The organism is Kribbella sp. NPDC051586, from assembly GCF_044453965.1.
Classification (GTDB): Bacteria; Actinomycetota; Actinomycetes; order Propionibacteriales; family Kribbellaceae; genus Kribbella.
Genome location: NZ_JBITDF010000006.1, coordinates 530,441 through 543,450 on the forward strand (window position 1 = coordinate 530,441; position 13,010 = coordinate 543,450).

Sequence of the window (13,010 nt, forward strand, 5' to 3'; positions counted from 1 at the left end):
TGGTGCGGTGCGGAAGGTGTGTGGGGTGCTGGCCGTCGTACTGCTGTGTCTGGCCGGCTGCAGCGACATACCCGCACCTGCACCGGCCAGCTCGCCGTCGCCGACACCTGTGCATGCCACACCGACTCCACCTCCCCCGCCGGCGGATGGTGATCTGCCGCGGGGCGGGCGAGTGATCTTCCCGAAGTACCAGCTGGTCGGGTACGTCGGTCTGCCAGGCTCGCCTGCGCTCGGACCATTGGACAAGGACCTCGACGCGAAGGCGGCGAAGCTGGAGACGCTGTCGCGGGCGTACGCGGCCGGGCGAACGCCGCAGCCGGTGCTGGAGCTGATCGCGGTGGTCGCACGCGGGTCGCGCGGCAAGGACGGGCTGTACCGCGGGCGGCTGGATGACTCGGCGATCGAGGAGTATCTGACGGTCGCCCGGAAGCACAAGATGCTGTTGCTGCTCGACATTCAGCCGGGGCGGGCAAAGATCCTGCCGGAGGTGAAGCGGCTGGAGCGGTGGCTGAAGGAGCCCGATGTCGGGCTGGCGTTCGATCCGGAGTGGGCGGTCGGTCCTGGGCAGGTGCCGGGGCGGGTGTTCGGCCATACGACGGGCGCCGAGCTCGACAGTATCGCGGCGTACCTCTCGGGGCTGGTGAAGGCGAACGACCTGCCGGAGAAGGTGTTCGTGTTCCATCAGCTGTCCGCGCGGATCGTCAGCGACGAGAAGGCGCTGAAGCCGCATCCGGGCGTGGTGACGATCAAGTCCGTCGACGGGATCGGTGCTCGCACCGACAAGCTCAAGACATGGACCAAGCTGACGACGAGTCTGCCGCCGGCGGTGCATGCCGGCTTCAAACTCTTCTACACCGAGGACGCACGGCACGGTCCGTTGATGACCCCGCCGCAGGTGCTGGCGTTGAAGCCGCGGGCGGAGTTGGTGATCTACGAATGATGTCGATCGCCTTCGCGAACGTCGCCGGCGGTCGTTTCGTCGACCCGTCCGGCCGGCACATGCACGAGGACCGCACGCGGACTTAGGCCGGGCGCTGGCGAGGACGCGGCCGGATGTGCTGATCGTGACCGAGCTCGACCCTGACGGAGGCGCATTTCGTGCGGCAGGCGTTCTCGGACTCGCACATCCCCGGGGTGCGGCGGCTGGGCGTCGGGATCGCGTCGTCGTACCCGTTGACCGAACTGGAGCGGATCGATCTGCCGGACCCGGCGATCGACTTCCTGCATTGGCGGACGGCCGAGCCTCTCGACCCGCATCCGAAAGGGTTCCTGGTGGCACGCGCCGACCTCGGAGCGCTGGGTGAGCTAAACATCGTCGGCGGCCAGGTGTGCAACCCGAAGCACCCACGCCCGGCCGCTGAAGGTCTGCAGCTCGACAGGACGTATATGTCCACTGAGGCGAGCAGGCGACTCGTTCGAGCGTGCGTGATGCCCTCGATACCCGACACCTCCTGTCGACCTGCCGGTCAGATGCGGCGGCCGGTGGTGAAGCGGTGGCGGCCGGCCAGGTCGAGTTGGTCGCGGACCTCGGCGAAGAGGGCGGTGGCAGCGAAGACGGCGGGGGCCGACTCGCCTTGGACGTCGGCGTGTTCGCAGGCGAACCAGCCGCCCGGCTTGAGCAGGCGGCCGGCGGTGGCGGCGACCACCTTGATCTCGTCGAGGCCGTCGTCACCGGACCAGAGCGCCAGGGCCGGGTCGTGGTCGCGGACCTCGGTTGTCACGGACTCCCAGGCAGTCAGCGGGATGTACGGCGGGTTGGAGATCACTGCGTCCACCTGACCATCGAGCTCCGGCAGGCAGCCGTCGATGTCACCTTCGTGCAGGGTCGCGCCGGTACCGGCCAGGTTGCGCCGGGCCCAGACACACGCCTCGGGCGACAGTTCGACGGCGTGCACGATGCTGTCGGGGCGCTCGGTAGCCACGGCACCGGCGATCGCACCCGAGCCGGAGCAGAGGTCGACCACCAACGGATTCTTCACACTGGCGATCCGCTCGAGGATCCACCCCACCATCACCTCGGTCTCCGGCCGCGGCACGAACACCCCCGGCCCGACCGCCAACTCCCGATACCGGAACGCCGCCGTCCCCGTCAGATGCTGCAACGGCTCCCGAGCGGCCCGCCGCGCAATCAGCTCCTGGTACCGAACCTCTTGTTCTGCCGACGGTTCACCGAGTTGCAGCCGACTCGACCCGGTAACAAAGGCAAGCAACTCAGCAGCATCAAACTCAGCCGAAGCAACCCCCGCCTCCCGCAACCGCACCCCAGCCGCAGCCACCAACACCCGCACTCCCCCACCAGAGGACGGGGCATCTTCCACACCCCCACCAGAGGGCGGGGCTTCTTCCACTTCCCCGCCCCCGAGCGGAGCGAGGGGGCGGGGTTCTTCTGTGCTCACTGGGACTCAACGGCCTCGAGGCGGGCGGTCAGGTCGGCTTCGGTGAGGGCTGTGATGACCGGCTCGAGCTCGCCGCCGAGGACCTGGTCCAGGTTGTGGGCCTTGTAGCCGACGCGGTGGTCGGAGAAGCGGTTCTCCGGGAAGTTGTACGTCCGGACCCGCTCCGACCGGTCGACCGTGCGGATCTGCGACCGCCGGGCGTCGGACGCCTCCTGGTCGGCCGCCTCCTGCGCCGCGGCCAGCAACCGGGCACGCAGTACGCGCATCGCCTGCTCACGGTTCTGCAGCTGGGACTTCTCGTTCTGCATCGACACTACGATGCCGGTCGGCAGGTGAGTGATGCGGACGGCGGAGTCGGTCGTGTTCACGCTCTGCCCGCCCGGACCCGACGACCGGAACACATCGATCCGCAGATCGTTCGGGTCGATCTCGACGTCGACGTCCTCGGCTTCCGGCAGCACGAGCACGCCGGCCGCGGACGTGTGGATCCGCCCCTGCGACTCGGTCACGGGCACCCGCTGCACCCGGTGCACGCCGCCCTCGAACTTCAGCTTCGCGTACGGCGCGTCGCCCGGCTCCGGCGTGCCCTTCGCCTTCACCGCGACCGTGATCGACTTGTACCCGCCCAGGTCGGACTCGGCCGAGTCGAGCACCTCGGTCTTCCAGTTCTGTGACTCGGCGTACTTCAGGTACATCTTCAACAGGTCGCCGGCGAACAGCGCGGACTCGTCACCGCCCTCACCCGCCTTGATCTCGAGGATCGCGTCCTTGTCGTCGTTGGGGTCCCGCGGCACGAGCAGCGTCTGCAACCGCTCCGCCAGCTCCTCCCGCCGGGCCGTCAACCGGGTCGCTTCCTCGGCGAACGCGGCATCCTCCGAGGCCAGCTCGCGCGCGGCCTCGATGTCGTCCCCGGTCTGCCGCCACTCGTCGTACGTACGAACCACCGGCGCCAGCGCGGCGTACCGCTTGCCGACCCTGCGGGCGTTGGCCTGGTCGGAGTGCAGCTCCGGCTCGGCCATCTGCCGCTCCAGCTCGGCGTACTCCGCCTTCAGCGTCTGAACCGCCTCGAACATGCTGCACTCCTCCTCTCGAACCAACCCTGACAACACAAACCGCGCGCCGGTCCCGCCCATGACAGGCGGAACCGGCGCGCGGCTGGAAAGCTACTTCTTGGCGTACCGCTTCTCGAAGCGGGCGACCCGGCCACCGGTGTCGAGAATCTTCTGCTTACCGGTGTAGAAGGGGTGGCACTGCGAGCACACGTCGGCGTGGATCACGCCGTTGTCCGCTGTCGAGCGCGTGGTGAACGTCGAGCCACAGGTGCAGGTCACCGTGGTCTCCACGTACGTCGGGTGGATGTCGCTCTTCAAGACAGTCTCCTAGGTTCAGGTGTCCCGGGTCGTTCGCACGGTACGAACGTGAACCGGAACCAGCCACCTAGTGTGCCACGCCCCGTCGATCCCACGGAAATCCGCTGGGCATCCCGTCGCCCATCGCGCCGCATACCAGCTCAGGGGTCAGCCCCTGAGCTGGTGGGTTTGCCCCTGGTATGCAAGAGCCAAACCCATCAGCTCAGGGGCTGACCCCTGAGATGGACATGCGGAGGCCGGCGGCTGCTGGTGCGCCGGCGCCCGTACGTGTGAGTTGTCGTGCGTCAGTCGCCGTTGGTGGTGCTGTGGCCGCTGCCGGTCGACGGGGTGGTCTTGTTGACCTGGAGCAGGAACTCGATGTTCGACTTGCTCTCCTTGAGCTTGCCGATCAGCAGCTCCAGCGCGGCCTGGCCGTCGAGCGCGGACAGCACCCGGCGCAGCTTCCAGACCACCTGGGTCTCGTCCTTCGACATCAGCAGCTCCTCGCGGCGGGTGCCGGAGGCGACGACGTCGATGGCCGGGAAGATCCGCCGGTCGGCGAACTCGCGGCGCAGCCGCAGCTCCATGTTGCCGGTGCCCTTGAACTCCTCGAAGATCACCTCGTCCATCTTCGAGCCAGTCTCGATCAGCGCGGTCGCGAGGATGGTCAGCGAGCCGCCGTCCTCGATGTTGCGGGCCGCACCGAAGAACCGCTTCGGCGGGTACAGCGCGGACGAGTCCACACCACCGGACAGGATCCGGCCGCTGGCAGGCGCCGCGATGTTGTACGCACGACCGAGCCGGGTGATCGAGTCGAGCAGTACGACGACGTCGTGGCCGAGCTCGACCAGCCGCTTCGCCCGCTCGATCGCCAGCTCCGCGACCGTGGTGTGGTCGTCGGCCGGGCGGTCGAACGTCGAGGCGATGACCTCGCCCTTGACCGTCCGCTGCATGTCCGTGACCTCTTCGGGCCGCTCGTCCACCAGCACGACCATCAGGTGTACTTCGGGGTTGTTCGTGGTGATCGCGTTCGCGAGCGCCTGCAGCACCATCGTCTTACCGGCCTTCGGCGGCGAGACGATCAGGCCGCGCTGGCCCTTGCCGATCGGGCTGACGATGTCGACGATCCGGGTGGTGAGTACGCCGGGCTCGGTCTCCAGGCGGAGCCGCTCGGTCGCGTACAGCGGGGTGAGCTTGTTGAAGTCCTGCCGCTGCTTGGCGATCTCCGGGTCGGCGCCGTTGACGGTGTCGATCCGGACCAGCGGGTTGAACTTCTCCTTGCGCTCGCCCTCCTGCGGCTGCTTCACCGCACCGGTGATCGCGTCGCCCTTGCGCAGGCCGTAGCGCTTCACCATCGAGAGCGCGACGTACACGTCGTTCGGGCCGGGCAGGTAGCCGCTGGTCCGGACGAACGCGTAGTTGTCGAGCACGTCGAGGATGCCGGCAGCCGGGACGAGGACGTCGTCCTCGCTGATCGTCGGCTCGGCGTCGAACCGCTCGCCGCGACCACGGTTGCGGTTGCTCTCACGGCCACCGTCGCGACCGCTGTCACGACCGTCGCGGTTGCTGGGCTGGCCGTCCCGGTTGCGGTCCCGGTCGCGGCCCCGGCGGCGGCGACGGCGGCCGTCGCCTTCCTCGCCGCGGTCGTCCTGGCGGTTCCGCTGGTCGCCCTGCCCATCACGCTGACCGTCACGCTGTCCGTCGCGCTGACCGTCACGGCTGGTGTCGCGCTGACCGTCGCGGCTGGTGTCGCGGTTGCGGTCGCGGCCGGCGTCCCGGCCCTGCTCGCGGTTGCCGTCGCGGCTGCCCTGGCCGTCGCGCTGACCGTCCCGGTTGGCGTCCCGGCTCTGGTTGTCGCGGTTACGGTCGCGGTTGCCGTCCCGGCCCTGCTCGCGGCTCTGGTTGCCGTCGCGGTTGTCGCGGTTGTTGTCGCGGCCGCGCTCCCGGGTCCGGGTCTGGCCCTCGCCGCGGTCGTCGGCGCGGTCCTCGCCACGCGTCTCGACCCGCTCGGCGGCGCCGTTCTGGGCGGCGGTCCCGGCCTGCGCTGCGGCGGGCGCCTCGGCCGGAGCCGAGGAGGCGGCGGTCGCGGCGGCCGGAGCGGTCACCTCGGGAGCGGCGCCGTTCTGCGCCGGCTCGTCCTGCGGAGTCTCTTTCTGGGCCGCGGCGCGGGTCCGGCGACTGCCGCCCTCGCGCTTGGCCGGCGCCTCAGCGGTCTTCGCCGCGGGCGCCGATGACGCCGATGACGCCGATGACTCAGCGGCTTCGTCCAGCGTCGGCTGGGTCGCCTTCGCCCGGGAGCTGCCGGTCTGGCCGCCCTTGGCGGCGGAACCGCCGGCCTGAGCAGCCTTGATCGCCTCGATCAGCTGGCCCTTGCGCAGAGCGCCGGTGCCCTTGATGCCGAGCGTCCCGGCGAGCTGCTTGAGCTCGGGGAGCAGCATGCCCTCGAGGCCGCCGCCAGCTTTCCGGCGACGCGTCGCGGTGGTGGCCGCGGCGTCCCCGCTGGAGGCTTCAACAGTTTCTGTCACGTGAGGTCCTTCCCACACGGATCGTCGATGGCCTGCACGGCTCACCGACCAATTTCATTCCACCCACGACCGCGCAACGGGCACGTGGGGTACAAGAGGCTCTCGCTCGATCTGAGTCCCCCCGGACTTCTCCGACGCAGGCGGCGCAAGGTCATATCCACAGGAGGGTCGCCACACAACACAGGGTGCCGGGAGCACAGCCCGGATCGTGACGAGAGTTCACCGATCACCTGGAGGGGATCGGGTGAGTCGAGACTAGCACCACTACGGGTCGTCCGGTTGACTCCAGGGGTACAACGCGTGTCAGCGCCCCGGCATTCCGCCGGCTCAGCCTGCTTCCATCGACCAGACCTGTACGCCGACTGGATCGATGCCCAGCTCGTACTTCGTCCAGCCGTCCGGAGCATCCGGCGTACCACCGAAAACATCGCCGTGACCTGCGCTTCTACCGTCGTGACCACCGAGTACGGCGACTGTCGGGCCGGCCCCGCTGACGATCGCGGCGAGCCCGCTGCCGCGCAGTTTGCGCACCAGCGCGAGGCTCTCCGGCATGGCCGGCTCGCGGTACTCCTGGTGCAGGCGGTCCTCGGTCGCGGTCAGCAACAACTCAGGCCGTCCGGTCATGGCCGCGACGAGCAAAGCGGCCTTCCCCGCGTTCGCCGCGGCGTCACTGTGGGAAACAACGCCGGGCAGCAGTCCGCGCGCCTCCTTGGTCAGCACGCGGTTGCCAGGTACGTAAGCAACCGCCGCCAACCCGTCCGCCGGATCGAGCTTGACCGCGCGGCCGCGCCCCTCACCTTCGGTCCAGGCGATCGTGAAGCCACCGAGGGCTGCCGCCGCCACGTTGTCGGGATGCCCTTCGATCTCGTTCGCCAGTAGGACGAGGCGCTCGCGGTCGACCGGCTCGCCGGCCAGCGCGTACGCCGCCGCAAGGCCGCCGACGATCGCGGCGGACGACGAACCGAGCCCACGACCGTGCGGGATCCGGTTCTCGCATTTCACGGTGAATCCGGGCACGGACGCACCCAGCGCCTCGAGCCCGGCCCGGATCGAGCGGACCACCAGATGCGTCTCGTCCAGCGGCACCTCGCCCTCGCCGCATCCGCCCACCTGGACGGTGACGCCTGATCCGCCGGGCGTCACGACCAGGTCGTCGTACAACGTCAACGCCAGGCCGAATGCGTCGAAGCCCGGGCCGAGGTTCGCGCTCGTCGCCGGGACCCGGACCCGGACCTGGTCGCACGGCCGGCGCTGTGCGCCGGACTGGTCGGCGGTCGAGGGCGGCACGGCCGCGCTCACGCCAGGCCGGCGACGCGGGCCACCGCGTCGGTGTCGGCCGGGGTCACCGGCGACTCGTCCATGCTGACGTGGTCGAGCGCGGTGTCGATGTCCTTCAGGCCGTGGCCTGTCACGGTGATCACCACGGTCGAGCCGCCGGGCAACCAGCCCTGCGCCTTCGCGTGCAGCAGACCGGCGACACCGGCCGCGGAGGCCGGCTCGACGAAGACGCCCTCGCGGGCGGCGAGCTCGCGCTGCGCGGCCAGGATCTGCTCGTCGGTGACCATCTCGATCCGGCCGCCGGACTCGTCCCGCGCGGCCTCGGCCAGCGTCCAGGACGCCGGGTTCCCGACCCGGATCGCGGTGGCCGCGGTGTCCGGCTTCTCGACGATCGCGCGGCGCACGATCGGCGCGGCGCCTTCGGCCTGGAAACCCCACATCCGCGGGGTCCTGGTCGCGAGCTTGTCCTTCGCGTACTCCTGGTAGCCCTTCCAGTAGGCCGCGATGTTGCCGGCGTTGCCGACCGGGAGCAGGTGCAGATCGGGAGCGTCGCCGAGCGCGTCGCAGACCTCGAAGGCCGCCGTTTTCTGCCCTTCCAGGCGGACCGGGTTGACCGAGTTCACCAGGGCGACCGGGTAGTGCTTGCCGAGCTCGCGGACGATCCGCAGGCAGTCGTCGAACCCGCCGTCGATCTGCACGAGCTTGGCGCCGTGCACGACCGCCTGCGCGAGCTTGCCCTTGGCGATCCGGCCGGCCGGGATGAGCACCAGCGGGACCAGCCCGGCGCGCACGGCGTACGCCGCGGCGGAGGCCGACGTGTTGCCGGTCGAGGCGCAGACGACCGCCTTGTCACCGGCCTGCGCGGCGAGCGAGATCGCCACGGTCATGCCGCGGTCCTTGAACGAGCCGGTCGGGTTGTTGCCCTCGACCTTCAGCCAGACCTCGCAACCGGTCTGCTCGCTCAGCCACTGCGCGGCCACCAGCGGTGTCCCGCCCTCGCCCAGCGTGACCACCGGCGTGTCCGCCGAGACGGGCAGCCGATCTCTGTACTCCTCGATCACGCCTTGCCACTGGTGCGCCATTGAATTACCCGCCTTCTACCCGCATCACACTGCTGACTTCACGAACGGTGTCCATGTCGCGCAACGACTCCACCGTCGCGGACAACGCGGCGTCGGTCGCGGTGTGGGTGACCACCACCAACTGCGCGTCACTGCCCCGGCCCTCCTGGCGGACGGTCTGGATCGACACGTCGTGTTCCGCGAAGGCCTGCGCGACCGCCGCGAGCACACCGGCCTTGTCGGCCACGTCCAGCGACACGTGGTAGCGGGTCATCGCGTCGCCCATCGGCCGCACGGCCCGCTGGGTGTACGACGACTCGCCGACACCCGGCACGCCCTTGAGCCGGTTGCGCGCGGCGGACACCAGATCCCCGAGGACTGCACTGGCCGTCGGGGCGCCGCCGGCACCACGACCATAGAACATCAGCTGCCCGGCTGCCTTGCTTTCCACGAAAACCGCGTTGTACGCGTCCCGAACACTGGCCAACGGATGCGTGACCGGGATCATCGCGGGATAGACCCGTGCGCTCACCGAATCGGTCCGCTCGTCCAGCTCGCAGATCGCCAGCGACTTCACCACACAGCCCATCTCCCGGGCCGACGCGATGTCGGTCGCGCTCACCTCGGTGATGCCTTCACGGTGCACGTCGGCGATCGAGACGCGGGTGTGGAACGCGAGGCTGGCCAGCAGCGCCGCCTTCGCGGCCGCGTCGAATCCCTCGATGTCGGCGGTCGGGTCGGCCTCGGCGTACCCGAGCGCCTGGGCCTCCTCGAGCGCCTCGTCGAAGCCGGCGCCGGTGCTGTCCATCTTGTCGAGGATGTAGTTCGTGGTGCCGTTGACGATGCCCATCACCCGCATCACGTCGTCGCCGGCGAGCGACTCGCGCAGCGGCCGCAGGATCGGGATCGCGCCGGCGACGGCGGCCTCGAAGTACAGGTCGCGCTCGTACTTCTCGGCGGCCGCGAACAGGGTCGGGCCGTCCTCGGCGAGCAGCGCCTTGTTCGCCGTGACGACGGAGGCGCCGTGCTCGAGCGCGGTCAGGATCAGGCCGCGCGCGGGCTCGAGACCGCCGATCACCTCGATCACCAGATCCAGGTCGCCGCGCGAGACTAGGGCGTGCGCGTCGGTCGTGATCAGCTCCGGGTCGACGGCGATGTCACGCGCCCGCCCGGGTCGCCGTACGGCGATGCCCGCGATCTCCAGCCTGGCGCCCACGCGGGCCGCGAGATGGTCCGCCTGCTCGGTCAGGATCCGCACCACTTCGGTGCCGACCACGCCGCAACCGAGCAGGCCCACCTTGAGAGGTTTGTTGTCGTTCATTCGGCGGCCCCCATGTCGAGGAGAAGCAGGTCGTCTTCGGTCTCACGGCGGACGAGGACCCGCGTTCGGCCGTCCTTGACCGCGATCACCGGTGGCCGCGGCACGTGGTTGTAGTTGCTCGCCATCGACCGGCAGTACGCACCCGTGCCCGGCACGGCGATCAGGTCGCCGGGCCGCACGTCGGACGGCAGGAACTCGTGCTTGACCACGATGTCCCCGGCCTCGCAGTGCTTGCCGACCACGCGGGCCAGCGTCGGCTCGGAGTCGGAGTACCGGTTCGCGAGCGTGCAGGAGTAGTCGGCGTCGTACAGCGCGGCGCGGATGTTGTCGCTCATGCCGCCGTCGACCGACACGTACGTCCGGGCGGCGCCGGCGTCGAGCTCGACCTCCTTGACCGTGCCGACCGAGTACACCGTGCACATGGCCGGACCGACGATCGCGCGGCCCGGCTCGATCGAGACCTTGGGCACGTCGACCTCGAACGCGCGGCACTCGTGCTCGACGATCTTGCCCATCTCGGTGGCCAGCTGCGCCGGGTCGGACGGGTCGTCCTGGGTGGTGTAGGCGATCCCGAACCCGCCGCCGAGGTCGAGCTCCGGCATGTCCACGCCGAGCTCCTCGGAAACCCTTGCGTGCAAGGCGATCACGCGCTTGGCGGCGACCTCGAACCCGGACGAGTCGAAGATCTGCGAACCGATGTGCGAGTGCAGGCCGAGCAGCTCCAGCTCCGGCGCTTCGTTGACCCGGGCAACGGCTTCGAAGGCCGCGCCGGAGGTGATCGAGAAGCCGAACTTCTGGTCCTCGTGCGCGGTCGCGATGTACTCGTGGGTGTGCGCCTCGACGCCGGCCGTGACCCGGATCATCAGCGGCGCGACGACGCCGCGCTCCCCCGCCAGCTCGATCAGCCGGGAGATCTCGTACTGCGAGTCGACGACGATCCGCCCGACGCCGGCGTCCAGCGCGCGGGCCAGCTCGGACACGGACTTGTTGTTGCCGTGGAACCCGAGACGCTTGGGATCGGCGCCGGCCCGGAGCGCGACCGCGAGCTCTCCCCCGCTGCAGATGTCGAGGTTCAGGCCCTCTTCCATCACCCAGCGGACGATCGTCGTACTGAGGAAGGCCTTGCCCGCGTAGTAGACGTCGAAGTCCTTGAAGGCGTGCTTGAACGCGCGGGCCCGGGCCCGGAAGTCGTCCTCGTCCAGCACGTACGCCGGGCTGCCGTGCTCGGCGACCAGCTCGCGCAGGTCGACGCCGCCGACCTCGAGGGCGCCTTCACCGTTCTTCTTCGCGTTCATCGACCAGAGCGGGGTGACCAGGTCGTTGGGGTCCCGTGGCGCGCGCAGCCAGGGCGGGGCCCGGTGGCCGATGTCGGCGTGCAGCGCGCCCGCCTCGTGCGCCCTCACATCCGCTCCGGTGCGGAGACGCCGAGCAGGTCGAGCCCGTTGGCGATGACGGTCCGGGTCGCGGAGACCAGGGTCAGGCGAGCCTTGTGCACCGGCTCCACCTCCTCGTCGCCGCGCGGCAGCACGCGGCAGCTGTCGTAGAACTTGTGGAACGCCGACGCCGTGTCCTCGAGGTACCGCGCGACCCGGTGCGGCTCGCGCAGCTCGGCCGAGGTGGCGACGACGCGGGGGAACTCGGCGAGCGCGCGGAGCAGGTCGCCCTCGCGCTCGTGGCTGAGCAGGCCCGGGTCGAACTCGTCGAGCTTGATGCCGAGCTCGTCCGCGTTCCGCAGGATCGACGCCAGCCGGGCGTGCGCGTACTGCACGTAGTACACCGGGTTCTCGCTGGCCTGGCGGGTCATCTCCTCGATGTCCAGCGTCAGCGGCGAGTCCGTCGGGTAACGGCAGAGCGTGTAGCGCAGGGCGTCGACGCCGCCCTCCTCGACCAGCTCGGCGAGCGTGACGATCGTGCCGGCCCGCTTGGACAGCTTCATCTCCTCGCCGCCCTTGAGGATCTTCACCAGCTGGCCGATCAGGATCTCGATGTTGCGCTCGGGGTCGTCGCCGGCGCAGGCCGCGATCGCCTTCAGGCGGTTCACGTACCCGTGGTGGTCGGCGCCGAGCATGTAGATGCACGTCTCGAAACCGCGGTCGCGCTTGTTCACGTAGTAGGCCGCGTCGGAGGCGAAGTACGTCGGCTCGCCGTTCGAGCGGATCAGGACGCGGTCCTTGTCGTCGGTGAAGTCCGTCGTCCGCATCCACAGCGCGTCGTCCGCGTGGTACAGATGGCCCTGCTCGCGGAGCTTCTCGATCGCGTGGCCGACGCCGTCCTGCTCGTGCAGGCTGCGCTCGGAGAACCAGACGTCGAACTTGGTCCGGAAGTGCTCCAGCTGGGCCTGCTGCTCCTTGAGCTGACGCTCGTACCCCGCCTCGCGGAAGGCGACCATCTGCTCGTCGTCCGGCAGCGTCAGCAGGTCCGGGACCTCTTCGGCGATATGCTTGGCCAGGTCGAGGATGTACTCGCCGTGGTAGCCGTCCTCGGGGATCGGCTGCCCGTGCGCGGCGGCCTGCAGGCTGGCGCCGAACTTGTCCATCTGGTTGCCGCGATCGTTGATGTAGAACTCGCGGGTGACACTCGCGCCGGCGGCGGACAGCACCCGGGCGAGCGCGTCGCCGACGGCCGCCCAGCGGGTATGGCCGAGATGCAGCGGGCCGGTCGGGTTCGCCGAGATGAACTCGACGTTGATCGCGCGGCCGTGGAGGCTGTCGCTGGTCCCGTACTTCGGGCCGGCGTCGAGGATCGCCTGCGCGACCTTGCCCTGGGCGTCGGCTGCGACGCGGAGGTTGATGAACCCCGGCCCGGCGATCTCCACCGCGGTGATCGCCTCGTCGTCGCGGAGCCGGACCGCCAGCAGCTCGGCGAACTGCCGCGGATTCATCCCGGCACGCTTGCCGAGCTGCATCGCGACGTTGGTTGCGTAGTCCCCGTGCTCGGGGTTCTTGGGGCGCTCGACCTTCAGCTCGCGCGGCAGCCCGCCCTCGACGGTGATGGCGCCGTCGTCGGCGAGCGCGGCCAGGGCCTGCAGGATCTTCTCAGCGAGCTGTTCCGGAGTCACCGCCTCAGCCTAATGGGCCTGC

10 protein-coding genes are annotated in these 13,010 nt (G+C 69.9%); 1 reads left to right on the forward strand and 9 read right to left on the reverse strand.

Going from position 1 to position 13,010, the window contains the following annotated elements:
* Positions 1 to 7 precede the first annotated feature (7 nt).
* On the forward strand, positions 8 to 940 hold the full coding sequence (locus ACIA58_RS40445) for a hypothetical protein (protein WP_396409177.1): 933 nt from the start codon (positions 8 to 10) through the stop codon (positions 938 to 940).
* Between the two features lie 526 nt (positions 941 to 1,466).
* On the opposite strand, the gene prmC is transcribed toward ACIA58_RS40445, so the two are convergent.
* The 9 genes from prmC to argS form a co-directional block, all read right to left on the reverse strand.
* Positions 1,467 to 2,288 (reverse strand): peptide chain release factor N(5)-glutamine methyltransferase, encoded by an 822-nt coding sequence (gene prmC / locus ACIA58_RS40450; protein WP_396409178.1) that lies wholly within the window; start codon positions 2,286 to 2,288, stop codon positions 1,467 to 1,469.
* A gap of 104 nt (positions 2,289 to 2,392) precedes the next feature.
* Positions 2,393 to 3,469 (reverse strand): peptide chain release factor 1, encoded by a 1,077-nt coding sequence (gene prfA, locus ACIA58_RS40455; RefSeq protein WP_396409179.1) that lies wholly within the window; start codon positions 3,467 to 3,469, stop codon positions 2,393 to 2,395.
* Between the two features lie 90 nt (positions 3,470 to 3,559).
* Positions 3,560 to 3,766, reverse strand: coding sequence for a 50S ribosomal protein L31 (gene rpmE / locus ACIA58_RS40460; protein ID WP_396409180.1), 207 nt, complete (start codon positions 3,764 to 3,766; stop codon positions 3,560 to 3,562).
* A 284-nt stretch (positions 3,767 to 4,050) separates the two neighbouring features.
* Positions 4,051 to 6,270, reverse strand: coding sequence for a transcription termination factor Rho (gene rho / locus ACIA58_RS40465; RefSeq protein ID WP_396409181.1), 2,220 nt, complete (start codon positions 6,268 to 6,270; stop codon positions 4,051 to 4,053).
* A 327-nt stretch (positions 6,271 to 6,597) separates the two neighbouring features.
* On the reverse strand, positions 6,598 to 7,557 hold the full coding sequence (gene thrB / locus ACIA58_RS40470) for a homoserine kinase (RefSeq protein WP_396409182.1): 960 nt from the start codon (positions 7,555 to 7,557) through the stop codon (positions 6,598 to 6,600).
* Positions 7,558 to 7,565: 8 nt separating this feature from the next.
* Positions 7,566 to 8,630, reverse strand: coding sequence for a threonine synthase (gene thrC / locus ACIA58_RS40475; RefSeq protein WP_396409183.1), 1,065 nt, complete (start codon positions 8,628 to 8,630; stop codon positions 7,566 to 7,568).
* 4 nt (positions 8,631 to 8,634) lie between these two features.
* Positions 8,635 to 9,930, reverse strand: a complete 1,296-nt coding sequence (locus ACIA58_RS40480) for a homoserine dehydrogenase (protein WP_396409184.1) — start codon at positions 9,928 to 9,930, stop codon at positions 8,635 to 8,637.
* Positions 9,927 to 11,333 carry a diaminopimelate decarboxylase gene (gene lysA, locus ACIA58_RS40485; protein WP_396409185.1) on the reverse strand — a complete coding sequence of 469 codons (1,407 nt, stop codon included), beginning with the start codon at positions 11,331 to 11,333 and terminating at the stop codon, positions 9,927 to 9,929. Before lysA ends, ACIA58_RS40480 begins: the two co-directional genes overlap by 4 nt.
* Positions 11,330 to 12,988 (reverse strand): arginine--tRNA ligase, encoded by a 1,659-nt coding sequence (gene argS / locus ACIA58_RS40490; RefSeq protein WP_396409186.1) that lies wholly within the window; start codon positions 12,986 to 12,988, stop codon positions 11,330 to 11,332. The genes lysA and argS overlap by 4 nt, the downstream gene beginning before the upstream one ends.
* Positions 12,989 to 13,010 lie beyond the last annotated feature (22 nt).